We start from the raw sequence: 22,889 nt of genomic DNA, 5'->3' as shown, positions 1-22,889 counted from the left end.
ATATGTCGATGAAGACCCGGTAGCGGCCCTCGACATGCAGGCGATCAATCGCCTGGGTGAAGATCCGCGAGTAATCGACTCCCCGCTGCGCCGTGCCGTCCGCTTCCATGGAGGTTCACCTAACGCCGCCCGCCGCGGATTTCCAGCGATTTGCTCAAAATAGCGCCCCAACCGGCGGCAATTGGAAAAAAGAGTCGCCGATCTTGTTTTATATCAACCGCGACTCGGGCGGCTAGTGGTACAAGTAGGCATACAAGCCGACATCGCTGCCCGTCAGCCGCAAGCCCGCCGCGACCGAGAGACGATGCGCTCCCACTTGATGCAAGGAGCTTGACCGTGAACGATCGACCGGATTCGAGACATGATTATTATGCGCGCCGGGAGGCGCAGGAGCGCGCCCAGGCCGAACGCGCGGGCGACCCTATCGCCCGCCGAGTCCATGGCGAGCTCGCGACTCGCTACGCCGAAATCGCTGCCTGTGCCGCCGAGGCAGCCCCCGCCCAGAACAACGCATAAACCAGGCAGGACGAGATCCAATCGACCGGCTTGTCCAGGCCGTTGTGCGGGATCGTGAAACGCTGAAAACCGGTACCTTAGAACGTCTCGATCCGGCCGAGACCATATCCGCGCAGCGCGGGGGCGAGTCGGTCGTCAAGCGCGCCGGTGAAGATGGCGAGGCCTTCGCCGGGTGAATCGGGCCAATCCTGGCCCTGGGTAAGATGGGCGATCCGGCGTGCAATGCCGGCCGATCCGTCAACGAACCGCACCTTGTGCGCCGCCGCCGCCGCCAGCTCCTCGGCGACCAGCGGGAAATGGGTGCAGGCATTGACGATCATGTCGATCCGTTCGCCGCCGGGCTGATCGAACAGGCCGTTCAGAATCGCCGCATAGCGCTCGCGCGGTGCCGTTTCGCCACGCAGCTTCGCCTCGGCGAGCGTGACGAGCTCGGCCGAGCCGTGGCGCAGGACGCGGCAATCACGCGCGAAGCGCGCCGCCAGATCGTCGACATAAGGCTGGCGCACCGTCGCGTCAGTGCCGAGCACGCCGATTACCCGGGTCAGGCTCGCCTCGGCGGCCGGCTTGATCGCCGGCACGGTGCCGACGATCGGCAGGTCGAGTGCCGAGCGCACCGCGGCGAGCGCGATCGTCGAGGCAGTGTTGCAGGCGATCACGATCAGCCGCGGATGATAGCGCTCTGCGAGCCGGCCGAGCAGCGCCGGCACTCGGCCGGCAATCTCCGCCTCGGTCTTGGTGCCATAAGGGAAGCCGGCTGAATCAGCGACATAGATGAAGGGCGCGCGCGGCAGCAGCGCGCGCGTCGCCGCCAGCACGGAAAGCCCGCCGACGCCGGAATCGAAGAACAGGATCGGCCGGGTGTCCGCCATCGCCCGCGATGTAGCGCCGGCGCTGCGTTTGACAATGTCGCATGTTGAGCCTGATTGTTGGCGATACCGCGATGCAGGGCTATATCGCGGTGACGTGGGGGTTCGTTTTTGCCGACAGACTATCTCTGGATGGCTCCTGCAGGAGCGGCGCTGCTCGGCTATCTGCTGGGCTCGATCCCGTTTGGCGTGATCCTGACCCGCCTGTCGGGCGCGGGCGACCTCCGCCAGATCGGCTCGGGGAATATCGGCGCGACCAACGTATTGCGCACCGGCCGCAAGGGGCTCGCCGCGGCCACCTTGCTGCTCGATGCCGCCAAGGGCTTTGCGGCGGTGTGGCTCGCCCGGCATTTCTTCGGCGGTCAGGATGACAGTATCGCGGTGATCGCGGCCGCGGCCGCGTTTCTCGGGCATCTATACCCGATCTGGCTGCGGTTCCGCGGCGGCAAGGGCGTCGCGACGCTGATGGGGATCGTGCTCGCGCTGCACTGGCCCTGCGCCCTGGTCTATGCGGTGGTCTGGCTCGGGCTGCTCGCGACGCTGCGCATCTCCTCGGTTGCCGGGATGGCGGCCGCGGTGAGCGCGCCGGTAAGCGCCGCCTTCTTTTCCGCCTTCGACATCGTCCTGCTGCTGCTCGCGCTCGCGCTGCTTGTCCTGTGGAAGCACCGCGACAATATCGATCGCCTGTTGAACGGCACCGAACCCCGGATCGGCGCCAAAAAGGCCCCGAATCCCGCCATGCCCGACCCCGATGCCTGAAGAGGCGGCGATTGCGCGCCTGCAGCTGATCCGGACACCGCAGATCGGCCCAGTCACCTACCGCCAGCTGATCGCCCGCTTCGGCGATGCGGCGGCGGCGATCGCTGCCCTGCCCGCGCTGGCGGCGCGCGGCGGTGGCCGGCCGCCGGTGGTCGCGCTCCGCGCCGTTGCCGAACGCGAGCTGGCGGCGGGGGCCAAGCTCGGCGCGCGGCATCTCTTTCTCGACGACGCCGATTATCCGCGACTGCTCGCGGAGATCGACGATGCGCCGGCGGTGATGATGGTTCGCGGGGATCTCGCGCTGACGCGGCGGCCGGTGATCGCGATGGTCGGCGCGCGCAATGCCTCGGCCGCCGCCTGTCGCTTTGCGCGCCAACTGGCCGCCGAGCTCGGCCGCGAGGGCGCGACGATCGTTTCGGGCCTCGCGCGCGGCGTCGACACGGCGGCGCATATCGGCTCGATCGACGAAGCCACGATCGGGGTGATCGCCGGCGGCATCGATATCGCCTATCCGCCCGAGAATGCCGCCCTGCAGGAGCGGATCGCGACCGAGGGCCTGCTGATCGCCGAGCAGCCGCCGGGCACCGAACCACGGGCGCGCCATTTCCCCTATCGCAACCGGATCATCGCCGGGCTCGCCCAGGGCACGGTCGTGGTCGAGGCGGCGCCCAAATCGGGATCGCTGATCACCGCCCGGCTGGCGGGCGAGATGGGCCGTGAGGTGATGGCGGTGCCCGGCTCGCCGCTCGATCCGCGCGCCCAGGGCTGCAACAGCCTGATTCGCGACGGCGCGACGCTGATTCAATCCGCTGCCGATGTGCTGGAAACGATCCGCCCGATCGATTCGCGCATGGTCCGCGCGCCGGGATCGCCTTTCGGCGCGCCGCCGCCCGAGGACGCTGGCGATGCCGAACGCCGCCTCATCGCCGGGCTGCTCGGACCGGTGCCGGTCGCGATCGACGAGGTGATCCGCCAATCGGGATTTGCGCCAGCGATCGTCCAGATGGTGTTGCTGGAGCTGGAATTGGCGGGACGGCTGGAACGCCATGCCGGGGGACGGGTGAGCAGGATATAGCCGCAGGAGAAGTAAATGGCGGAGCGGATATTGACGGTCGGCGAGATCTTTGCGCGCCTGAGTGACCTTCTTCGGGAAAATCTCGGGCCGGTCGCGGGATGCGTGGTCGGGCTGACCGTCGCCAACATCGCGTTGGATTCGATTTCGACCGGGGCCGGCGCTACTCTTCCTGCGGGAATCGCCAGCCTGGCCGCGCAATATTATCTGATCCTCTACGTCTTCATGTTCAGCGCGTTTGCGGCTTCATGGCTCGCGGGGGTCGCGATCTATTCGCTGCTGAAGCCCGGCGTGAGCCGGCTCGCGGAGGTGTTTGCGTGACTCCCGGGCGGGCCATCCGGACGGCGCGGCAGATCTTCACCGCCGCCGCGCTCTATGGCGTGATCGTCCTGCTCCCGATGTATTTCGCCGAACCGATGATGGCCCGGGCCGGCAGGCCGGTGACACACCCTGAACTGCTCTACGGCTTTGTCGGCTTGGCGCTCGCCCTTCAGCTCGTCTACTGGACGATCGGCCGCGATCCGTTGCGCTTTCGTCCGTTGATGCCGATCGCGGTGCTCGCCAAATGGAGCTTCGGCATTCCGGTCGCGATCCTGTTCGCGGCAGGCCGTGTCGACGCTGCGACCTTCACCCTCTCGTCAATCGACCTTGCGATCTCCATCTTGTTCCTGGTCGCCTGGCGGATCACCCGGACGGCTTGACGCGCCCCCGCTCCCCTCTTCATCCTCGCGCGTACACGTAAGGACGCATCAGACCCCCATGCAGCTTGTCATCGTCGAATCGCCCGCCAAGGCGAAAACCATCGAGAAATATCTCGGCTCGGACTATCGTGTCCTCGCCAGCTACGGCCATGTCCGCGACCTGCCGCCCAAGGATGGATCAGTCGATCCCGACCATGGCTTCGCGATGGAATGGGAAAACTATGCCGACAAGGCGAAGCAGCTGAAGGCGATCACCGACGAGGCGAAGAAGGCCGATCGCCTGATCCTCGCCACCGACCCTGATCGCGAGGGCGAGGCGATCAGCTGGCACGTCCTCGAGGTGCTCAGGAACCGCAAGGCGCTGCCGAAAGAGGTCGAGCGCGTCACCTTCAACGCCATCACCAAGGCGACGGTGACCGAGGCGATGAAGCATCCGCGCCAGCTCGATACCGACCTGATCGATGCCTATCGGGCGCGCCGGGCGCTCGACTATCTGGTCGGCTTCACCCTGTCGCCGGTGCTGTGGCGCAAGCTGCCCGGCGCGAAATCGGCTGGCCGGGTCCAGTCAGTCGCGCTCAGGATCATCGTCGATCGCGAGCGCGAGATCGAGGCGTTCAGGGCGCAGGAATATTGGTCAGTCACTGCCGATATGGAGCAGGACGGGACGCCGTTCGTCGCGCGGCTCGTCACCTTCGAAGGCAAGAAGCTCGACCGGCTGTCCATCGGCGAGGAGGGCACCGCCCTCCGCGCGAAGAAGGCAGTCGAGGACGGGCGCTTCAGCGTCCAGACAGTCGAGGTCAAGCCGGCCACGCGCAACCCGCCGCCGCCCTTCACCACTTCGACCCTGCAGCAGGAGGCGTCGCGCAAGCTCGGTTTCTCGGCCGATCACACGATGCGGATCGCGCAGGGCCTCTACGAGGACGGCGCGATCACCTATATGCGGACCGACGGTGTCCAGATGGACAGCTCGGCCATCTCGGCCGCGCGCAAGGCAATCGCCGACCGCTATGACGCAGGCTATGTCCCCGACAAGCCACGCCTGTACCAGACCAAGGCGAAGAATGCGCAGGAAGCCCATGAGGCGATCCGCCCGACCGATTTCTCGAAGGACAAGGCGGGCAGCGGCGACCATGCCCGGCTGTATGACCTGATCTTCAAGCGCGCGCTCGCCAGTCAGATGGCATCGGCGCGCATGGAGCGCACCACGGTCGAGCTGACTGACGGCTCGGGCCAGACGGGCCTGCGCGCGACCGGCCAGGTCGTTCTCTTCCCCGGCTATCTCGCGCTCTACGAAGAAGGCACCGACGACAGCGCCGACGAAGACAGCCGCCGCCTGCCGCGCATGCGCGAAGGCGATGCGCCCGCCAAGAAGGCAGTCAATGCCGAGCAGCATTTCACCCAGCCGCCGCCGCGCTTCTCCGAAGCCTCGCTGGTCAAGCGGCTCGAGGAGCTCGGCATCGGCCGGCCTTCCACCTATGCCTCGATCATCAAGACGCTGAAGGACCGCGCCTATGTCCGGGTCGAGAAGAACCGCTTCTTCGCCGAGGAGAGCGGTCGGCTGGTGACGGCATTCCTCGAGCGCTTCTTCGAGAAATATGTCGGCTATGATTTCACCGCCGGGCTCGAGGACGAGCTCGACGAAGTCTCGGGCGGGCGCGCCGAATGGCAGGCAGTGCTCGAATCCTTCTGGAAGGATTTCAAGCCGCGCACCACCGAGGTGATGGAGCAGAAGCCGTCCGAGGTGACGGCGGAACTCGACAAGTTCCTCGAACCCTATCTCTTCCCGGCCAAGGCCGATGGCAGTGATCCACGGCTCTGCCCGAATTGCGGCCTCGGCCATCTGGCGCTCAGGGGCGGCAAGTTCGGGGCGTTCGTCGCCTGCTCCAATTACCCCGACTGCAAATATACCCGCCGCTTCGGCCAGCCCGGCAGCGAAGGCGACAATGGCGATAGCGGGCCCGAGGTGATGGGCCAGGACCCCGAGACCGGCGCCGAGGTGACGAAGCGCAGCGGGCGGTTCGGCCCCTATGTCCAGCTCGGCGAGGGCAAGGACGCCAAGCGTGCCTCGATCCCCAAGGATGTGCCGCCTGAGGATTTCGGGCTCGACTGGGCGCTGAAGCTGCTGAGCCTGCCGCGCACCGTCGGCACGCATCCGGAGAGCGGCACCCCGATCACGGCGTCGATCGGCCGCTATGGGCCCTATCTCGCGCATGACGGCAAATATGCCCGGCTGACCTCGACCGCCGAAGTGTTCGAGACCGGCATGAACGCAGCCGTGGTGAAGCTCGCCGAGGCAGCGGCGGGCGGCGGGCGCCCGCAACGCGGCAGCCGCGAGCCGCTGAAGATCCTGGGCAAGCATCCGCGCACCGAGGCCGAAATCAGGCTGATGGAGGGGCGCTTCGGCCCCTATGTGACTGACGGCGAGACCAATGCGACCTTGCCCAAGTCGATCGAGAAGGACGCGCTGACGCTCGAAGAGGCAGCCCAGCTGATCGATGCGCGGGCGGCAGCCGCCCCCGCCAAGAAAGGCAAGAAGAAGCCCGCTGCCAAAAAGGCGCCAGCCAGGAAAGCACCCGCCAAAAAGGCAGCCCCGAAAAAGGCAGCCCCGAAAAAGGCGGCCCCGAAAAAGACGGTCAGCGCCTGAGGATCAGTCAAGCAGCGGCGAATGCACCAGGATGAGCAGCCAGACCGCAAGCCCGACCAGAATGGCAAGGGTTGCGACAATCCCGATCGAGCGGGTGAGCGGTGGCGGCCCGGGCGGATTGAACAGGCCGATCGCGTTGAGCACCCGGGCGACGACGAAAGCGGCGGCGACGATCAGCAGCGGCTGATGGCCAGCGCCGTTCGCCTCGAGCAGGGCGATCAGGATCAGCCCGATCGGCGCATATTCAGTGAGGTTGCCATGCGCTCGGATCGCCGAGGTCAGGCGCTGCTCGCCGGCGTCGCCGAACGCGGCATTGTGCTTCATGCGCGCCCTGATCGTGATGACCGACAGGACGACCAATAACAGCGCCAGTGCCGACGCCGTCAGCGACGTGATGATGAGATGCATTGCCCGCTCCCGCTTGTTGTTTCGGGAGCATCATTATTCCTCTTCGCAGATCGGGTCGACTCAGGCGGCGCGGCGCGCCGTTCCGTTGAGCCAGGCCCGGGCTGCCTTTTGCGCCTCGGCGATCTCGCGCGCGCTCATGTCCTCGGCGATTTCGCTGCGGCAGCTTTGTGCCGCTTCGCTGCCCGCAACCGCTGCGAGGTTGAACCATTTATGCGCCTCGATCAGATCGACATCGATGCCGGCGGCGCCGCTCGAATAGACCATGCCGAGATCGTAAAAGGCGTTCAAATCACCCCGGGCGGCGTCGGCCAGCCGGCTCTCGACGAGGAACTGCGCATTCTTCAGGCTCGTGCCCATGCTCTTAACCCCTGTTAACCATTCCCAGGGATCAACATTGGGCAAAGACTTTCTACAAATGGTTAACGCAATTAACCCTGTTCGATCGGATCAACCGCGACATTGTCGATCAGCCGGGTCGATCCCATCCGCGCTGCGGCGAGCAACCGGCGCGGTCGCGCCGGATCGCCGCCTTCGGCCAGCGTCCCGGCATCGACCAGGGTGAGATAGTCAAGCTCGAAACCGGCCGCCGCAAGCGACGCGCGCGCGGCGGCGAGCGCCGTCTCGGCATCGCCGCCCTTACCGATGGCGCGCGCGGCGACGCCGAGCGCGCGTGGCAGCGCGACCGCGCGTGCCCGCTCGTCCTCGTCGAGATAGACGTTGCGCGAGGAGAGGGCGAGCCCGTCATCCTCGCGCTGGGTCGGGATGCCGGCGATCTCGATCCCGAAATCGAGATCGGCCACCATGCGTCTGATGACCGCGAGCTGCTGGAAATCCTTCTCGCCGAACCAGGCGATATCGGGCCGCACCTGATTCAGCAGTTTGGCGACAACGGTCGCCACCCCGTCAAAATGTCCCGGCCGCGCAGCGCCGTCGAGGCCGTCGCTCACCCCCGATACCGAGATGTTGGTCGCGAAGCCTTCGGGGTACATCACCTCGACCGGCGGCATCCACAGCAGGTCGCAACCGGCCGCGGCGAGCATCCGCGAATCGGCCTGTTCCTTACGGGGATAGCGCGCCAGGTCCTCGTCGGGGCCGAACTGCTTCGGGTTGACGAAGATCGATGCCACCACCCTTGTACCGGGCCGCTTCGCCGCCTCGATCAAGGCCATATGCCCGGCATGGAGCGCGCCCATGGTGGGCACCAGCGCGATGCGCGCGCCCTCCGCCCTTAATTCGGCGATCCCGGTGCGGAGCAGATCGAGCTGACGGATGGTTTGCACGCGCTACAGGCCTTCGATAAGGACGGGGCGGGCCTTCTATGGGGGGCGGCCCGACCGATCAATATGGCCAATCATCGAAGGACACGCTCGACTTGTCGACGGTTGCAAAGAAGCCACATGTCATCGTGTTCGCCAACGAGAAGGGCGGCACCGGCAAATCGACGACCGCGGTGCACGTCGCGATCGCGCTCGAGGCGCGCGGCGCCCGGGTCTCGGCATTCGATCTCGACCATCGCCAGCGAACGACGGGCCGCTATCTCGACAACCGCGCCGCCACGGCGAAGCGCACCGGCCGCGAGCTGATGACCCCGCGCCATGCCACCCATGACGGCGAAAGTCTGGCGCGCTTCACCGAAACCTATGACGCGCTTTCCCAGGGCGCCGATTTCCTGGTGATCGATACGCCGGGCCGCGACGACCGCTTCGCCCGGATGGCGGCACAGCGCGCCGATACGCTGGTCACGCCGATGAACGACAGCTTCGTCGATTTCGACCTGATCGGCCAGGTCGATCCGGTCACCTACAAGGTCACCAGGCCGAGCTTCTACGCCGAACTGATCTGGGACGCGCGCAAGGCGCGGGCCAAGGCGGACGGCTCGACGATCGACTGGGTGGTGCTGCGCAACCGGGTCCAGCATATCGAGGCGCGCAACATGCGCCGTGTCTCCGAGGCCCTCGACCAGCTCGCCAAGCGAGTCGGCTTCAGGATCGTCCCCGGGCTCGGCGAGCGGGTGATCTATCGCGAGCTCTTCCCCAAGGGGCTGACGATGCTCGACGCGCGCGAATTCGGCGAGATGGGCCTGGCCCATGTCGCCGCGCGGCAGGAGCTGCGCGAGATGATGGCGGCACTCGGCCTGCCCGAGCCGGCAATGCCGTTGTTCGCCTGATGGCAAAACTGATCTTCCTCGGCCTGATCCTCTATGGCGGATGGTGGCTGTTGCGCAAAAGCGCGGTCAGGCCGTCAATGCCGGAGGCGGAGGCGCGCGCCATCCTCGGCGTCGACAGCAACGCCGACGCCGACGCAATCCGGGCCGCGCACCGGCGCCTCGTCTCGGCGGTCCACCCGGATCGCGGCGGGTCGGCCGAGCTGGCGCGACGGATCAATGTCGCGCGTGACGTGCTGCTCAAGCGCTAGCGATTGAACTTTCTGGCCGCTCGCTGATTGGGCGTGCGACCCTATCGACAGGAACATCATGACTCATCGCTTCGATCCCACTTCCCTGCGCGAATATGACATCCGCGGCATTGTCGGCGAGACGCTCGGCACTGCCGACGCGACGGCGATCGGCCGCGGCTTCGCGACCCGGCTGCGGCGCGCGGGCGGCACGCGGGTGGCGGTCGGCTATGACGGGCGCCTTTCCTCGCCCGACCTCGAGCGTGCGCTGATCGAGGGACTGATCGCCGGCGGCGTCGACGTCGTCCGCATCGGCATGGGGCCGACGCCGATGCTTTATTATGCCGAGGCGATCCTCGAAGTGGATGGTGGCATCCAGATCACCGGCAGCCATAATCCCGGCAATTACAATGGTTTCAAGATGGTGCTCCAGCATCTGCCGTTCTTCGGCGAGGACATTCAGGATCTCGGCCGCCTCGCCGAAGCCGGCGACTGGGAGGAAGGTTCGGGCACCGTCACCAATCTCGACATCATCGACGAGTATGTCGGACGCCTGCTCGCCGGCTATGCCGGCGGCGCGTACAAGATCGGCTGGGATACCGGCAACGGCGCATCGGGCCCTGTGATCGAGAAGCTGGTGAAGCTCCTGCCGGGCGAGCATCATCTGCTCTTCACTGAGGTGGACGGCACTTTCCCCAACCATCATCCCGACCCGACCGAGGAGAAGAATCTCGCCGATCTCAAGAAGCTGGTCGCCGACAAGCAGCTCGATTTCGGGCTCGCGTTCGACGGCGATGGCGACCGGATCGGCGCGATCGACGGCACCGGCCGCGTGATCTGGGGCGACCAGCTGCTCTCGATCCTCGCCGAGCCGGTGCTGAAGGAAGAGCCGGGCGCGACGATCATCGCTGACGTGAAGGCAAGCCAGGCGCTGTACGACCGGATCGCCGAGCTTGGCGGCAAGCCGCTGATGTGGAAGACCGGCCACAGCCTGATCAAGATGAAGATGAAGGAGACGAAGAGCCCGCTCGCCGGCGAGATGAGCGGCCATATCTTCTTCGCGCATGATTATTACGGCTTCGACGACGCGCACTATGCCGCAGTCCGGCTGATCCGCGCGGCGCACATGATCGGCAAGTCAATGACCGAGCTGAGGGGCGCGATGCCGGCGATGGTCAACACGCCCGAGATGCGCTTCCAGGTCGACGAAAGCCGCAAATTCGCGGTGATCGACGAGGTGCTCGACCGGCTCGAAACCGAAGGCGCCGACGTCAACCGTACCGACGGCGCGCGGGTCAACACGCCCGACGGCTGGTGGCTGCTCCGCGCCTCCAACACCCAGGACGTGCTGGTCGCGCGCGCCGAGGCGAAGGACCAGGCCGGGCTCGATCGCCTGATGGCGATGATCGACGCGCAGCTGGCTGCAAGCGGGCTCGTGCGCGGCGAGCAGGCGGGGCACTGATCCAGCCGTCACCCCGGTCTCGTACGCACGACTTCCGGGATGACGGGAAGTTCTGGCATTTCACCCGCCGAACCGCCACTTAGGGACGATGGCCCCGCCACCCCAGCTGATCCGCGTCGTCGACCTCGAAACCACCGGGCCCGCACCGCCCGCGCATGGCGTTTGCGAGATCGGCTGGCAGGATGTCGCGCTGGGCGCTGACGGCCGGTGGGCGCTCCATGGCGAAGGCGGCAGCAGGCTGGTCAATCCGGGGCGGTCGATCCCGCCGCTCACTCAGGCGATTCATCATATCCTCGACGAGCAGGTCGCCGATGCGCCCTTCTGGCATGATGTCGCGCGGCAGGCGCTCGATCCCTGGCCGCGCCGGGTGGCGCTTGCCGCGCACCGCGCCACGGCCGAACTCGAATTCTGCACCCCGGCACTGACCCGCAACGCCGACTGGATCTGCACCTGGAAGTGCGCGATGCGGCTCTGGCCCGAGTGCCCGAGCTTCTCGAATCAGATGCTGCGCTATTGGCGCAAGCCTGAGGGAATCGACCATGAGCGCGGCCTGCCCGCGCACCGCGCCTTTCCCGACGCCTATGTCACTGCCTTCCACCTGCGCGACATGCTCAACGAAGTCGGGGTGGCGCAGTTGATCGAATGGTCGAACCAGCCGGGCCTGCTGCCGCGCGTTCGCCAGGGGCCAGACCGGGGCAAGGACTGGCGCGAGATCGAGGATGAATCGCTCGAGCGCTTCCTCGGCGATCGCGATATCGATGTCCGCTTCAGCGCCGAGACCGAGCTCGCGCGGCGGCGGGGCGGCGGCGCGGTCGGGCGAACGACGCTTCAGGACGTGGTGCTGTGACGATATCCGCTTGATTCAGGTTAACATGGGATGGCTGGCCTTCATCTGGGCGAGACAATAGAAGGCCGCGATGCTCGAGCGGCTCTTCACGCGGATTGGGGGAACGAGCCGATCAGTCAGCCGATGGCTGGTCGGCCTCATGGTGATCGGCTTCGCGAGCCTTGTCCTCACCGGGCTTTCAGCCGCCTGGTTGAGTGCTCGCACCCAGGATCACACTTCCTGGATCAACCACACTTATGAGGTCGAGCTCGCCATTTCGCAGGCGAACACACTGGTCGAGCAGGCCGAGACGACCCGGCGCGGCTATATCCTGTCCGACCAGCCGACCTATCTCGACATCTACAGAAGGACCACCGCGAAGCTGCCCGCTGCGCTCCAGCGGATCGGAGACCTGACCAGGGACAATCCGACCCAGCAAGCCAATCTTCGCAAGATGCGCGCGCTGATCGACGGCCTCCAGGCGCAGCGCGACCGCACCAACGCCCTGGTCACCGCCGGTCAGCTCGATCAGGCCCGGCGTGCCTTCATCACTGACACCGACGCGCGGCAGATGCCGGCAATCCGGGCGCTGACCGACGAGATGAGGCGGGTGGAGGAGCGGCTGCTTGCGATCCGCGATGCCGATCAACAGGCAAGCGTTCAGGCCTTTTACCTTGTCCTCGCCATCGCCGGCATCATCCTGCTGCTCGTTGCGGTCGCTTCGCTGGTGACGATCCTGCGCTACACCCGCGACCTTGCCGCTTCGCGCGATACGCTGCGCGATTTCGCTGACTCGCTCGAGGAGCTGGTGAAGGAACGCACTGCCGATCTCAGCCGCGCCAATGAGGAAATCCAGCGCTTCGCCTATATCGTCAGCCATGATCTGCGCTCGCCGCTCGTGAATGTGATGGGCTTCACTGCCGAGCTCGAAGCCGCGACCACCACGATCGCCGATCTGATCGAGCGCGCCGAACAGGCCTGCCCCGATATCGTCACCCAGGAAGCACGGCTTGCCGCCCGAGAAGACCTGCCCGAAGCGATCGGCTTCATCCGCACCTCGACCCAGAAGATGGATCGGCTGATCAACGCAATCCTCAAGCTGTCGCGCGAAGGCCGGCGGCTGATCGCACCCGAGGCCATCGACATGGACGCTCTGGTCTCTGCGATCGGCGAGACCCTGCAGCATGCGATCAAAGATCGGGGTGCTCGGCTGGTGATCGAAAGCCCGCTGCCCGATATCGTCAGCGACCGGCTTGCGATCGAACAGATATTCTCCAACCTGATCGAGAACGCAGTCAAATATCTCCAGCCCGGCCGCCCCGGACTGGTCGCCGTGCGGGGATCGCGCGACGGCGCGCGCGTCACCTATGAGATCGAGGATAATGGCCGCGGCATCGATCCGCGCGACCATCAGCGCGTGTTCGACCTGTTTCGCCGCTCCGGCAACCAGGACCAGCCGGGGGAGGGGATCGGCCTCGCCCATGTCCGCGCGTTGGCGTATCGTCTTGGCGGCATTGTCGATGTCCAATCCGACCTCGGCAAGGGAGCAACCTTCCGGCTATCGCTTCCGGCCAGGCTGGCCGACGCACCCACCAGGTGAAATTGGGGAAAGACAGATGAACGACCACCGCTCCGTCAGCATCGTGATGATCGAGGACGATGAGGGCCATGCCCGGCTGATCGAGAAGAATATCCGCCGCGCCGGCATTCTGAACGACATCAAGCATTTCACCGACGGCACCAGCGCGCTCGATTTCCTGTACAACCACAGGGACGGCCCGGCATTGAACGGCCCTGCGCTCATCCTGCTCGACCTCAACCTGCCCGATATGAGCGGCACCGACATTCTCGCCAGGATCAAGGGCGAGGGGCCGCTGAAACGCACGCCGGTCGTCGTCCTCACCACCACTGACGACAAGGTCGAGATCCAGCGCTGCTATGACCTGGGCTGCAATGTCTACATCACCAAGCCGGTCAATTATGAGAGCTTCGCCCAGGCGATCCGGCAGCTCGGCCTGTTCCTGTCGGTGATCCAGGTGCCCGAAATCGAGGGCGAAGGGTGAACGAAACCGCGCCGGTCAAAATTCTCTATATCGACGACGACGCTGGCCTGAGGCGGCTCGCGGTGCGCACGCTTTCGCGCCTCGGCTTTGCCGTGACTGCGGCTGAAGGCGGCGCAGAGGGAATCGCGCTGGCGCAGGCCGAGCCCTTCGACCTGATTGCGATCGACCATTATATGCCCGGCATGGATGGGCTCGAAACGCTCAAGCGCCTGCGCGCGCTGCCCGCCCCGCCGCCGCTCGTCTATGTCACCGGTTCCGAAGAGGGGCGGATCGCGGTCGCTGCGCTGAAGGCGGGCGCGGCGGATTATGTCGTCAAGACGGTTGGCGAGGATTTCTTCAAGCTTCTCGCCAGCACTTTCGAGCAGGTACTGGCGCGCTCAGCGCTCGAGCGCGGCAAGGCAGCGGCCGAGGAACAGCTGCGCGCGAGCAATGCGCGGCTTGCAGCGCTGCTCAGCGAGGTCAACCACCGCGTCGCCAACAGCCTCCAGCTGGTCTCGGCAATGGTCGGCATGCAGGCGAGCGCGCTGGCCGATGCCGGTGCGCGGAGCGCGCTCGAAGATACCCAGCGCCGGATCACCGCGATCGCGCAGGTTCACAAACGGCTCTACACCGCCGACGATGTCGAGCAGGTCGACATGCAGGAATATCTCGGTGCGCTCGTCGCTGAACTGGGCGAGACCTGGTCGACCAAAGGGGCGCGGCGCATATTGTCGCTTGCTGCCGAACCGATCCGGCTGCCCACTGACCGTGCCGTCTCGCTCGGGGTGATCGTGACCGAGCTTGTCTCCAACGCCTGCAAATATGCCTATCCGGCGATGTCGGGCGAAGTCCGTGTCGGGCTGTCGCGGGACGGTGATGGTCATTTCATTCTCTCGGTCGAAGACGACGGAGTCGGCATGAAGGCAGACGCGGCGCCGCGCGGCACCGGGCTCGGCACCAAGCTGATCCGGGCGATGGCGCAGAGCCTGCACAGCGCCGTCGAATATGATGCCGGCCGTCAGGGCGTCCGCGCGACGCTCAGGGCCACGCTCGCCTGAAAGCCGGCCTGCCCGGTCAGCCGGGTTTCCTGAACTTGTAGATGAACTGATCGGTCCGGCCGCGGATCTTCTTGTCGAACACGATGATCGTGTGATCGTCCGCCGGATTGGCGAGCAATTTGCTCTCGCCGACAAAGCTGAAGCCAGCCGCAATCACCTGCTTCTTGACGATCGCCGGATCGATGCGGTGGAGCGTGTCGGTATCGCGCATCCCCGACCCCGCCGCCGCGACATGATCGATCACGAGGAAGATTCCGCCCGGCTTCAGCGCAGCGAACACCGCCTTGTTGAAGATCGCCGGATCGATCGACCCCATGAACTTGTCGGGATAATCATGATAATTCTGCGCGGTGAAGACGAGATCGGCCCTGGCCGGCGCGCTGAGCTCGGTCGCCGGCTCGATCGTGCCGGTGACGTTCGGGTAGTCGGCCGAGCCGGCGAGCTTCATATAGGTCTCGACATCGGTCTTGGCTTCCATCGCATAGGGCTTGGGCCAGATGCCGTAGACATGGCCCTTCGGGCCGACCGCCTTGGCGAACAACCGAGTCCAATAGCCGCCGCCCGGGATGAGATCGATCACGACAGCGCCCTGCTTGAGGCCGGCGAAACGGAGGATTTCAGGTCCGTGCCGCCGCGCGTCCGAGGCGACATCGGCGGCGCGCGCCGGGTCAGCGGCGGCCGCGGCGATATCCGCGGGCTTGCCCGGCGTGGACGCGGCGGTGCACGCCGTCGTCACCGCGGCACCGACCAGCAGAATGGCGAGCAATCGGGATTTCTGACTCATTGACCCCTCCTTCGAAATGAAGGCGGAATCTTGCATGGCGCCGCCACCGGCACCAGCCCCTCACCCCCGTGACGCCACCAACTGCATCGACAATGGCACCAACGACACGGCCGACAAAGCCAGGCCGGGAAGCCCGGTCGTGGTCAGCCCGGCTTGCGGAATTTGTAGATGAACTGGTCGGTGTGGCCACGAATCGCCGGATCGAACACCTTCAAACTATGGTCGTCAGCCGGGTTACGCAGCGCGTCGCTTTCACCGACGAACGTGAACCCAGCGGCAATCACCTGCGCCTTAACGGCCGCCGGCTCGATCCGATGCAGCGTGTTGGTCGTGGTGATGCCGGTGCCGGCTGCGCTGGCATGATCGATCACGATATAGATGCCGCCCGGCTTCAGCAGGTTGAAAATGCCCTTGTTGACAGCCGCCAGCGCCTGCTCGCCGCCATTATTCGCGACGTCGTGATAATTCTCGACCGTCCAGAACAGGTCGACCGGGGTGTCGCTGGCGGGAATATTGGTCGTCTGCACCAGCGGCGTCACGTTCGCGAGGTTGCGGGTCTTGAGATCGTCGACGGTGGCTGTCGCGCGGGCAGCGGCAGCGGCGGGCCACATCGGATAAACATGACCCTTCGGCCCGACCACGCCCGTGAAGATGCGTGTCCAATAGCCTTTGCCCGGCAGGTAATCGATTACCGTATCGCCGGGGCCAACGCCCGAGAAGACGAGCGATTCGAGCGCCTTGCGCCGCGCATCGTCGACTGCCTGGTCAGCGCGGGCGGGGTCGGCGAGGGCGGCCGTAACCGCCGCCTTCGTCTCGGCTGGCTTGTGGTCTTTCGCCAATGCGCCGGTCGCCATCAGCGCCGCGATCGCGACGCCCGTCAGTGCTGCCCTCATCTACCCGCTCCTCTTTTAGCCTATCAGACGTCGAGATTGACCACGCTCAGCGCATTGTCCTGGATGAATTCGCGGCGCGGCTCGACCACGTCGCCCATCAATCGAGTGAAGATCTCGTCGGCGACATCCGCCTGATCGACCTCGACGCGGAGCAGCGAGCGGTTCTGCGGATCGAGCGTGGTCTCCCACAATTGCTCCGCATTCATCTCGCCCAAGCCCTTGTAGCGCGATATCGCCAGGCCCTTGCGGCCGGCGGCGAGGATCGCTTCGAGCAGCTGGCTCGGCCGCGCGATCATCGTCTCGCCCTTGCCGAGCGCGACCGGCGCATCATCGTCCTCGGCCGCCGCATCGGCCTCGGCCTGGACCGCCGCGGCCGCCTTGGTCGAGACCAGCTTGGCGGTCTGGGAGAAGGCGTCGCCCTGCTCATCGGCCAGCGTGTGGAGCTTGCGCGCCTCGGCCGAACCGAGGAACGCAGCCTCGATGATGTGATGATCGGTCACGCCGCGCCAGATGCGCTGGAAGTGGATGCTGCCCTCGGGCGTGATCGTCGCCGACCAGCGCGCATCGCTGTCCGCCGCGTCGAGCCCGCGCACCACGGTCGCGACAAGCGTGCCGCGTGTCTCGTTGCTGAGCGTCGGATCGAGCACGCCGCCCATCGCCAGCGCCTCGACCATGGTCGGGTCGTAGCGCCGCGGCACATAGCGCATCAGCGTGCGCATCCGCCGCGCATGATCGACCAGCGAGCGGAGATCGGCGCCCGAGCGCGCCCCGCCCGCCCCTTCGAGCACGGTGCCGGCAACGCCATTCTCGATCAGATAATCATCGAGCGCGTTATCGTCCTTCAGATAGACTTCGGAGCGCCCGCGCGTCGCCTTGTAGAGCGGCGGCTGGGCGATGAAGAGGTGCCCGTTGGTGATGATCTCGGGCATCTGCCGGTAGAAGAAGGTCAGCAACAGGGTGCGGATATGCGCGCCGTCGACATCGGCGTCCGTCATGATGACGATCTTGTGGTAGCGGAGCTTCGCGACGTTGAAATCGTCGCGGCCGATGCCGGTGCCCATCGCCTGGATGAGCGTGCCGATTTCGCGGCTCGAGAGCATCCGGTCGAAGCGCGCGCGCTCGACATTGAGGATCTTGCCCCTGAGCGGCAGGATCGCCTGGAAATGCCGGTCGCGGCCCTGCTTCGCCGAGCCGCCGGCCGAATCGCCCTCGACCAGGAACAGCTCGGACTTGGCGGGATCGCGTTCCTGACAGTCGGCGAGCTTGCCGGGCAAGGACGCGATATCCATCACGCCCTTGCGCCGCGTCAGCTCGCGCGCCTTCTTGGCGGCTTCGCGCGCGGCGGCGGCATCGATGATCTTGGCCACGATCGCCTTGCCATGCCCGGGATTCTCCTCGAGCCACTCAGCGAGCTTGTCAGCCATCAGGCTTTCGAGCGGCTGGCGGACCTCGGACGAGACGAGCTTATCCTTGGTCTGCGAGCTGAACTTGGGATCGGGCAGTTTCACCGAGACGATCGCCGTCAGGCCCTCGCGCATGTCGTCGCCGGTGAGCGTCACCTTCTCCTTCTTCAGGAGGCCGGACTTCTCGGCATAATTGTTGAGCGTGCGGGTCAGCGCGGCGCGGAAGGCCGCGAGATGCGTGCCGCCGTCGCGCTGCGGGATGTTGTTGGTGAAGGCGAGGACATTCTCGTAATAGGAATCGTTCCACTCCAGCGCGACGTCGATCGTGACGTCGTCACGCGTGCCCGAGATCGCGACCGGATCGGGCATCAGCGCGACCTTGTTGCGATCGAGATATTTCACGAACGCAGCGATCCCGCCCTCATAGAAGAGCTCAACGGTCTTCGGCTCCTCGTGCCGCGCGTCGTTCAGGAACAGCCGGACGCCCGAATTGAGGAAGGCAAGCTCGCGATAGCGGTGCTCGAGCTTCTCGAAATCGAACTCGGTGATCTTGAAAGTGGCCGGGCTCGGCAGGAAGGTGACCCGCGTGCCCTTGCGGCCCGGCGCCGGGCCGACGACCTTCAGGGGTGCCACCGCATCGCCGAAGGCAAAGCGCATATAATGCTCGGTCTCGTCGCGCCAGATCGTGAGATCGAGCCATTCACTGAGCGCATTGACGACCGAGACGCCGACGCCGTGCAGGCCGCCGGAGACCTTGTAGGCATTGTCGTCCGACGTGTTCTCGAACTTTCCGCCGGCATGGAGCTGGGTCATGATGACCTCGGCTGCAGACACGCCTTCCTCGGTATGGATGCCGGTCGGGATGCCGCGGCCATTGTCGGTCACCGAGACCGAGCCGTCGGGGTTGAGCGTGATGTCGATCCGGTCGCAGTGGCCGGCCAGGGCCTCGTCGATCGCGTTGTCCGAAACCTCGAACACCATATGGTGGAGGCCCGATCCGTCATCGGTATCGCCGATATACATGCCGGGGCGTTTGCGGACGGCGTCGAGGCCCTTCAGGACTTTGATCGAATCCGCGCCATAATCATTGGCGTTGGGCTGGTTGTCGGGGACACTGGTTTCAGGCGTATCTGTCATGGCAATTCTATAGGGATTGCCGCCCGAAAACCCAAGTTAATTGCGCAGCGCCGCCCCTTGGGAGGTTTGCGTAGAGAGAAGGCCTTGTGACGGCGCTAGTCCCCGGGCTCGCCGCCCGCACACCGCACCGGCGCAGGAGCCCAGCATGACCAGTCCCGCACCCCAAACCACCCCACATTCCTATCTGGTCGGCGGCGGAATCGCGACAATGGCCGCCGCTGCCTTCATGATCCGTGACGGGCATGTTCGCGGCAGTACCATCACCATTTTCGAACAGCTCGGCCGTGCCGGTGGCAGCCTCGACGGCGCGGGCAACCCCAAGGACGGCTATTCGCTGCGCGGCGGGCGGATGCTCGAGAGCAAATATCTGTGCACCTATGATCTCTTCTCGGCGATCCCGACTCTGGATGAAAGCCGGACGGTGACTGACGAGATCCTCGCCTGGAACGAGACGATGGAGACCTCGTCGAACGCACGGCTGTTTGGCGACAATCGCCCGATCGATGCCCCGGAATTCGGCCTGAGCGAAGCGCATATCCTGGCGATCGAGCGGCTCGCGATCGAGCCGGAGGCGATGCTCGGCCGGACCAGCATTGCCGATCAGTTCGACCCGGCATTCTTCGAGACCAATTTCTGGTTCATGTGGTGCACGACCTTCGCCTTCCAGCCCTGGCACAGTGCAGTCGAGTTCAAGCGCTATCTGGTGCGCTTCACGCATATGGTGGCTGGCTTCAATCGCCTGCAGGGCATCATGCGCACCGTCTATAATCAATATGATTCGATGGTGCTGCCGCTGCGTAAATGGCTCGAGGACCGTGGCGTTCGGTTCGTGCTCGAGGCGCAGGTCACCGATCTTGGCTTCGGCGCTGACGATCGTGGCAAGCGCGTCGACTCGATCACCGTCGCGCGGAACGGCAAGGCAGAGACGATCCCACTCGGCGCCGACGACCGCGTGATCGTCACGGTCGGTTCGATGACCGAGGGATCGCATCTCGGTGCGCATGATCGCCCCGCTGCGCTCGGCACCAAGCGGGACGGCGGCGCGTGGACGCTCTGGGAACGGATCGCGCAGGGGCGGCCCGAATTCGGCCGCCCGGCGGTCTTCAGCGACCATATCGACGAATCGAAATGGCTGTCGTTCACGACCACCTTCAGCAACCATGATTTCTTCCACCTGGTCCGCGACCTGACCGGCAATGCACCAGGCGAAGGCGGGCTGATCACCTTTGCCCAATCCAACTGGCTCGCCTCGATCGTGCTGCCGCACCAGCCGCACTTCATCGGCCAACCCGACAGCGTCTCGGTGCTCTGGGGCTATGGCCTGCATATGGACCGGCCGGGAAATTTCGTCGCCAAGCCGATGGCTGACTGCACCGGCGCCGAGATCATGACCGAAATCATCGGCCATCTCGGTCAGGCGGCGCTGACGGAGGCGCTGCTCGCACCAGCCAATTGCATTCCCTGCATGATGCCCTTCATCACCAGCCAGTTCCTGCGCCGCGGCGAAGGCGACCGTCCTGCGGTGATGCCGGAGGGCTGGCACGACCTCGCTCTGGTCGGGCAATTCTGCGAGATGCCGGACGACGTGGTCTTCACGGTCGAATATTCAGTGCGCGCCGGGCAGCTGGCGGCCTATCGCCTGCTCGGTCTCGACCGCGACCCGCCGGCCGTGTTCAAGGGCCAATATGATCCGCGCGTGCTGTATCGCGCCTTTCGGGCGCTGCACGATCTGGGTTGATCGAGGTCCGCGCCCGGCAAGGCATGCCGGACGCGGCTTTCCTCAATCGTCGCGCGCGAAGCGATCGGCGCGCTGGCCGAGCAACGTCACCTCGACACGGCGATTCTGGCGCATGCCTTCTCTGGTCGCGTTGGTGGCGACGGGATCATGCTCGCCATGCCCGGTAATCGTGAAGCGTGCCCGCACCACCCCCATTTCGTCGAGTGCCGCGCGGACGCTGGCTGCGCGCCGCTCGGACAGATCCTGGTTATGCGCATCGCTACCGCGCGAATCGGCATAGCCGTCGATCGCGACACGCACGCCCGGCTCGGAGCGCAGATAGCCGGCGAGCGGCCTGAGCTTGTCGACCGCACCGGGGCGGAGCACATCGCTGTCGGTCCTGAACAGCACGTCTTCCTGCAATCGCAGCATCGCGCCGCGCGCGGTCTGGCGGAAGCCATAGCCGCGCATGGCGCGATGATCCCAGCCGGCGCCCTGTTCGCCACGGCGATCACGGACCTCACGACCGTCATGGTCATCGCCGGCGTGATCGCGCGACTCCCAGTCGAACCGGTCGCGGCGCGGGCCGGCGGTTTCGGCAAAGGCGCGGTTGGCCGCCTGAGCTTCGCGCGGGCTGATCCGGCCGTCACGATTGAAGTCGAAATTGCGCATCACGAAGGCGCGGCCGCGATGGGTCGAGCGCAATTCCGGATAGAGGATGGGCACGCCGCGACCCGCCAGGCCATAATCGCGATCGCCTGAGCGGCCACCGCCGAAATCCCAGCTTTGCGCAAAGGCGGGGCCGGCGCACGTCGCCAGCGCGACGGCGGCGATCGTGGTTCGGATCATCGGGTTCATCTTCGTCATCATCATCTCCATGGCCCCCGCCATGAAGCGACCCTGCAGTGCGGTGGTTGAACTCGGGGTGAGCCGGAACGACAGACGAGGTTCATCCGCCCGCAACCGCCCGCGTCGTTCAGCTCGCCGCTGCTATCCTGCCGCCATTGACCAGCAATTGGGTGGCGCCAGCCCCGAGCCCCTCGAACAATGACTGCTCGGTGCCGGTCATCCACACCTGTCCCGCGCCGGCCAGCCGAGCGAACAGGGCGGCACGACGGGTGGGGTCGAGATGGGCTGCGACTTCGTCGAGCAGCAGGATCGGCGGCTGACCGGTGCGTTCAGCGACGAGATCGGCATGGGCGAGGACGAGCCCGAGCAGCAGCGCCTTCTGCTCGCCGGTCGAGCAGAGCGCGGCGGGCTGATTCTTGCCGAGATGGGTGACTGATAGATCAGCACGGTGCGGCCCGGCCAGAGTCCGCCCGGCGGCGGCGTCGCGCCGACGCCCCTGGGCGAGATCGGCGGCAAGCGTGCCGCCCGCCCCGCTCCAGCCTTCGAGCAGCAGTCCGGCGCGGGCGAACGGGCCTTCAGGCTGGTCGGCGAGGCGTTCGCCGAGCGCGGCCACCGTTTCGCGGCGGGCGATGTCGATCGCGTCGCCATGTTCGGCCATCTGGGCTTCGAGCGCGCTCAGCCATTCCGGGTCGGCTGGGCGGCTGCCTTCATTGGCTTCGGCGAGGAGGCGGTTGCGCGCGCGCATCGCAGCTTCGTAGCGGTTGCTGTGGACTGCGTGGCCTGGGTTGAGCGCGAGCGTGAGGCGGTCGAGGAAACGGCGGCGCTCGCTGGCCGGTTCGACGAACAGCCGGTCCATCGCCGGGGTGAGCCAGAGTATGGTGAGCCATTCGGCGAGCGCGGTCGCGGCGACGGGGGCGCCCTGGATGCGGACGATGCGGCGCTCGGGGGCTGAGGGTTGGGTGCCGGTGGCGATCAAAACTAGCCCCTCCCCTTCAGGGGAGGGGTTGGGGTGGGGGACCAACACGGACGCTTCCTTGACTCCCCCACCCCCAACCCCTCCCCTGAAGGGGAGGGGCTTAAGAGAGGCCGCCACGCCGAACCCGCCGCCGCCCGCCTGCCTTGCCATCTCGCCAAGCGCCGCACGCCGTAGCCCGCGCCCCGGCGCAAGCAGCGAGATCGCCTCCAGTACATTGGTCTTGCCCGCGCCATTCTCGCCAGTCAGCACGACGAAGCCGGGGCCGGGCACGATCACGGCGTCTTCATGATTGCGGAAATCGGTCAGGACGAGACGGGCGAGCATTGCCCTGCGCTGTAGAGCATCGTGCTGGAAAGTGGGTATCGGTTTTCAGCTTTTCACG

General features: G+C 66.0%; 23 protein-coding genes. 14 read left to right on the top strand and 9 right to left on the bottom strand.

Annotation, left to right across the window (positions count from 1 at the left end; genetic code table 11):
- Window positions 1–336: 336 nt before the first annotated feature.
- The gene (locus ABD050_RS07770; protein ID WP_343888686.1) at window positions 337–516 is read left to right on the top strand and encodes a hypothetical protein; all 180 of its coding nucleotides are present in this window, start codon (window positions 337–339) and stop codon (window positions 514–516) included.
- Between the two features lie 77 nt (window positions 517–593).
- On the opposite strand, the gene murI is transcribed toward ABD050_RS07770, so the two are convergent.
- A complete protein-coding gene (murI, locus tag ABD050_RS07765; RefSeq protein ID WP_343888685.1) occupies window positions 594–1,385 on the bottom strand; it encodes a glutamate racemase in 792 nt (263 codons plus the stop codon).
- A 129-nt stretch (window positions 1,386–1,514) separates the two neighbouring features.
- On the opposite strand from murI, the gene plsY reads away from it, so the two are divergent.
- From plsY to topA, 5 genes are read left to right on the top strand one after another with little or no spacing between them, the layout of a single operon-like run.
- Window positions 1,515–2,141, top strand: a complete 627-nt coding sequence (plsY, locus tag ABD050_RS07760) for a glycerol-3-phosphate 1-O-acyltransferase PlsY (RefSeq protein WP_343888684.1) — start codon at window positions 1,515–1,517, stop codon at window positions 2,139–2,141.
- Window positions 2,134–3,216 carry a DNA-processing protein DprA gene (gene dprA / locus ABD050_RS07755; protein ID WP_343888683.1) on the top strand — a complete coding sequence of 361 codons (1,083 nt, stop codon included), beginning with the start codon at window positions 2,134–2,136 and terminating at the stop codon, window positions 3,214–3,216. Before plsY ends, dprA begins: the two co-directional genes overlap by 8 nt.
- Before the next feature lie 15 nt (window positions 3,217–3,231).
- On the top strand, window positions 3,232–3,534 hold the full coding sequence (locus ABD050_RS07750) for a hypothetical protein (protein WP_343888682.1): 303 nt from the start codon (window positions 3,232–3,234) through the stop codon (window positions 3,532–3,534).
- Entirely contained in the window at window positions 3,531–3,914 is a 384-nt protein-coding gene (locus ABD050_RS07745; RefSeq protein ID WP_343888681.1) for a hypothetical protein, read from the top strand. The genes ABD050_RS07750 and ABD050_RS07745 overlap by 4 nt, the downstream gene beginning before the upstream one ends.
- 58 nt (window positions 3,915–3,972) lie before the next feature.
- The gene (topA, locus tag ABD050_RS07740; RefSeq protein ID WP_343888680.1) at window positions 3,973–6,558 is read left to right on the top strand and encodes a type I DNA topoisomerase; all 2,586 of its coding nucleotides are present in this window, start codon (window positions 3,973–3,975) and stop codon (window positions 6,556–6,558) included.
- A gap of 3 nt (window positions 6,559–6,561) precedes the next feature.
- Here the strand turns inward: topA and ABD050_RS07735 are convergent, their stop codons facing one another.
- The 3 genes from ABD050_RS07735 to panC all read right to left on the bottom strand — a co-directional run bounded on the left by ABD050_RS07735 (window position 6,562) and on the right by panC (window position 8,246).
- The gene (locus tag ABD050_RS07735) at window positions 6,562–6,966 is read right to left on the bottom strand and encodes an MAPEG family protein (protein WP_343888679.1); all 405 of its coding nucleotides are present in this window, start codon (window positions 6,964–6,966) and stop codon (window positions 6,562–6,564) included.
- 60 nt (window positions 6,967–7,026) lie between these two features.
- Window positions 7,027–7,323 (bottom strand): hypothetical protein, encoded by a 297-nt coding sequence (locus ABD050_RS07730; RefSeq protein ID WP_343888678.1) that lies wholly within the window; start codon window positions 7,321–7,323, stop codon window positions 7,027–7,029.
- A gap of 71 nt (window positions 7,324–7,394) precedes the next feature.
- The gene (gene panC / locus ABD050_RS07725; RefSeq protein ID WP_343888677.1) at window positions 7,395–8,246 is read right to left on the bottom strand and encodes a pantoate--beta-alanine ligase; all 852 of its coding nucleotides are present in this window, start codon (window positions 8,244–8,246) and stop codon (window positions 7,395–7,397) included.
- Window positions 8,247–8,338: 92 nt separating this feature from the next.
- Between panC and ABD050_RS07720 the strand changes: the two genes are divergently transcribed.
- The 7 genes from ABD050_RS07720 to ABD050_RS07690 all read left to right on the top strand — a co-directional run bounded on the left by ABD050_RS07720 (window position 8,339) and on the right by ABD050_RS07690 (window position 14,748).
- A complete protein-coding gene (locus ABD050_RS07720) occupies window positions 8,339–9,133 on the top strand; it encodes a division plane positioning ATPase MipZ (protein WP_343888676.1) in 795 nt (264 codons plus the stop codon).
- Complete coding sequence (locus ABD050_RS07715; RefSeq protein ID WP_343888675.1) at window positions 9,133–9,381, top strand: J domain-containing protein; 249 nt, start codon at window positions 9,133–9,135, stop codon at window positions 9,379–9,381. Before ABD050_RS07720 ends, ABD050_RS07715 begins: the two co-directional genes overlap by 1 nt.
- A 58-nt stretch (window positions 9,382–9,439) precedes the next feature.
- Window positions 9,440–10,822: a phosphoglucomutase/phosphomannomutase PgmG gene (pgmG, locus tag ABD050_RS07710; protein ID WP_343888674.1), complete on the top strand. Its 1,383-nt coding sequence runs from the start codon at window positions 9,440–9,442 to the stop codon at window positions 10,820–10,822.
- Window positions 10,823–10,910: 88 nt separating this feature from the next.
- Window positions 10,911–11,669: a 3'-5' exonuclease gene (locus ABD050_RS07705; protein WP_343888673.1), complete on the top strand. Its 759-nt coding sequence runs from the start codon at window positions 10,911–10,913 to the stop codon at window positions 11,667–11,669.
- Window positions 11,670–11,739: 70 nt separating this feature from the next.
- Window positions 11,740–13,248, top strand: a complete 1,509-nt coding sequence (locus tag ABD050_RS07700; RefSeq protein WP_343888672.1) for a sensor histidine kinase — start codon at window positions 11,740–11,742, stop codon at window positions 13,246–13,248.
- A 16-nt stretch (window positions 13,249–13,264) separates the two neighbouring features.
- On the top strand, window positions 13,265–13,711 hold the full coding sequence (locus tag ABD050_RS07695) for a response regulator (protein ID WP_343888671.1): 447 nt from the start codon (window positions 13,265–13,267) through the stop codon (window positions 13,709–13,711).
- The gene (locus ABD050_RS07690) at window positions 13,708–14,748 is read left to right on the top strand and encodes a sensor histidine kinase (RefSeq protein WP_343888670.1); all 1,041 of its coding nucleotides are present in this window, start codon (window positions 13,708–13,710) and stop codon (window positions 14,746–14,748) included. Before ABD050_RS07695 ends, ABD050_RS07690 begins: the two co-directional genes overlap by 4 nt.
- Before the next feature lie 16 nt (window positions 14,749–14,764).
- Here the strand turns inward: ABD050_RS07690 and ABD050_RS07685 are convergent, their stop codons facing one another.
- From ABD050_RS07685 to gyrB, 3 genes are all read right to left on the bottom strand, one after another.
- Window positions 14,765–15,532 carry a class I SAM-dependent methyltransferase gene (locus ABD050_RS07685; protein ID WP_343888669.1) on the bottom strand — a complete coding sequence of 256 codons (768 nt, stop codon included), beginning with the start codon at window positions 15,530–15,532 and terminating at the stop codon, window positions 14,765–14,767.
- Window positions 15,533–15,675: 143 nt separating this feature from the next.
- On the bottom strand, window positions 15,676–16,425 hold the full coding sequence (locus tag ABD050_RS07680; protein ID WP_343888668.1) for a class I SAM-dependent methyltransferase: 750 nt from the start codon (window positions 16,423–16,425) through the stop codon (window positions 15,676–15,678).
- A gap of 23 nt (window positions 16,426–16,448) precedes the next feature.
- Complete coding sequence (gyrB, locus tag ABD050_RS07675) at window positions 16,449–18,965, bottom strand: DNA topoisomerase (ATP-hydrolyzing) subunit B (protein WP_343888666.1); 2,517 nt, start codon at window positions 18,963–18,965, stop codon at window positions 16,449–16,451.
- Between the two features lie 145 nt (window positions 18,966–19,110).
- Here gyrB and ABD050_RS07670 point away from each other — a divergent pair, with 145 nt between their 5' ends.
- A complete protein-coding gene (locus ABD050_RS07670; RefSeq protein ID WP_343888665.1) occupies window positions 19,111–20,703 on the top strand; it encodes an oleate hydratase in 1,593 nt (530 codons plus the stop codon).
- Between the two features lie 42 nt (window positions 20,704–20,745).
- Here the strand turns inward: ABD050_RS07670 and ABD050_RS07665 are convergent, their stop codons facing one another.
- Together ABD050_RS07665 and ABD050_RS07660 are read right to left on the bottom strand one after the other, a co-directional pair.
- Window positions 20,746–21,549, bottom strand: a complete 804-nt coding sequence (locus tag ABD050_RS07665; protein WP_343888664.1) for an OmpA family protein — start codon at window positions 21,547–21,549, stop codon at window positions 20,746–20,748.
- A gap of 109 nt (window positions 21,550–21,658) precedes the next feature.
- Window positions 21,659–22,831, bottom strand: a complete 1,173-nt coding sequence (locus tag ABD050_RS07660) for a DNA replication/repair protein RecF (protein ID WP_343888663.1) — start codon at window positions 22,829–22,831, stop codon at window positions 21,659–21,661.
- Window positions 22,832–22,889 lie beyond the last annotated feature (58 nt).

Origin of the sequence: Sphingomonas oligophenolica (genome assembly GCF_039522915.1) — a bacterium.
GTDB classification, from domain to species: domain Bacteria; phylum Pseudomonadota; class Alphaproteobacteria; order Sphingomonadales; family Sphingomonadaceae; genus Sphingomonas; species Sphingomonas oligophenolica.
This window is presented reverse-complemented; position numbering and strand designations above follow the sequence as displayed.

What these genes read in the sequence shown, in the direction of transcription:
- ABD050_RS07705 (WP_343888673.1), top strand. Translation starts at nt 10,911, where the DNA reads ATGGCCCCGCCACCCCAGCTGATCCGCGTCGTCGACCTCGAAACCACC.
- dprA (WP_343888683.1), top strand. Translation starts at nt 2,134, where the DNA reads ATGCCTGAAGAGGCGGCGATTGCGCGCCTGCAGCTGATCCGGACACCG.
- topA (WP_343888680.1), top strand. Translation starts at nt 3,973, where the DNA reads ATGCAGCTTGTCATCGTCGAATCGCCCGCCAAGGCGAAAACCATCGAG.
- gyrB (WP_343888666.1), bottom strand. Translation starts at nt 18,965, where the DNA reads ATGACAGATACGCCTGAAACCAGTGTCCCCGACAACCAGCCCAACGCC.
- ABD050_RS07730 (WP_343888678.1), bottom strand. Translation starts at nt 7,323, where the DNA reads ATGGGCACGAGCCTGAAGAATGCGCAGTTCCTCGTCGAGAGCCGGCTG.
- plsY (WP_343888684.1), top strand. Translation starts at nt 1,515, where the DNA reads ATGGCTCCTGCAGGAGCGGCGCTGCTCGGCTATCTGCTGGGCTCGATC.
- ABD050_RS07700 (WP_343888672.1), top strand. Translation starts at nt 11,740, where the DNA reads ATGCTCGAGCGGCTCTTCACGCGGATTGGGGGAACGAGCCGATCAGTC.
- ABD050_RS07715 (WP_343888675.1), top strand. Translation starts at nt 9,133, where the DNA reads ATGGCAAAACTGATCTTCCTCGGCCTGATCCTCTATGGCGGATGGTGG.
- ABD050_RS07695 (WP_343888671.1), top strand. Translation starts at nt 13,265, where the DNA reads ATGAACGACCACCGCTCCGTCAGCATCGTGATGATCGAGGACGATGAG.
- ABD050_RS07665 (WP_343888664.1), bottom strand. Translation starts at nt 21,549, where the DNA reads ATGACGAAGATGAACCCGATGATCCGAACCACGATCGCCGCCGTCGCG.
- pgmG (WP_343888674.1), top strand. Translation starts at nt 9,440, where the DNA reads ATGACTCATCGCTTCGATCCCACTTCCCTGCGCGAATATGACATCCGC.
- ABD050_RS07735 (WP_343888679.1), bottom strand. Translation starts at nt 6,966, where the DNA reads ATGCATCTCATCATCACGTCGCTGACGGCGTCGGCACTGGCGCTGTTA.
- ABD050_RS07750 (WP_343888682.1), top strand. Translation starts at nt 3,232, where the DNA reads ATGGCGGAGCGGATATTGACGGTCGGCGAGATCTTTGCGCGCCTGAGT.
- ABD050_RS07670 (WP_343888665.1), top strand. Translation starts at nt 19,111, where the DNA reads ATGACCAGTCCCGCACCCCAAACCACCCCACATTCCTATCTGGTCGGC.
- murI (WP_343888685.1), bottom strand. Translation starts at nt 1,385, where the DNA reads ATGGCGGACACCCGGCCGATCCTGTTCTTCGATTCCGGCGTCGGCGGG.
- ABD050_RS07685 (WP_343888669.1), bottom strand. Translation starts at nt 15,532, where the DNA reads ATGAGTCAGAAATCCCGATTGCTCGCCATTCTGCTGGTCGGTGCCGCG.
- ABD050_RS07660 (WP_343888663.1), bottom strand. Translation starts at nt 22,831, where the DNA reads ATGCTCGCCCGTCTCGTCCTGACCGATTTCCGCAATCATGAAGACGCC.
- ABD050_RS07680 (WP_343888668.1), bottom strand. Translation starts at nt 16,425, where the DNA reads ATGAGGGCAGCACTGACGGGCGTCGCGATCGCGGCGCTGATGGCGACC.